This is a genomic window from Seonamhaeicola marinus, from assembly GCF_008085455.1.
This window is the reverse complement of sequence record NZ_VSDQ01000422.1, coordinates 1-209: the sequence shown is the minus strand read 5'-3', so window position 1 is coordinate 209 and position 209 is coordinate 1. Positions and strand designations below refer to the sequence as shown.

At 34.4% G+C, this 209-nt stretch carries 1 protein-coding gene; it reads left to right on the top strand.

Features of this window, described 5'->3' with window-relative positions; genetic code table 11:
- Positions 1-209: 50S ribosomal protein L11 methyltransferase (locus FUA24_RS07480; RefSeq protein ID WP_148541134.1), on the top strand; the 209-nt coding region annotated here is incomplete at both ends.

Below are 209 nucleotides of genomic sequence, written 5' to 3'. Positions count from 1 at the left end.
GCTGTAAGAGCGCCGTTTCATGAAAAATTCAATACAAAATTTGATATTGTAATTGAGCCTAAAATGAGTTTTGGTACCGGGCATCATGAAACTACACACATGATGATACAACATATTTTAAAATCTGATATTGCAAATAAATCGGTGTTAGATATGGGCTGTGGTACAGGTGTTTTAGCTATTTTAACTGAAATGAAAGGCGCCAAACT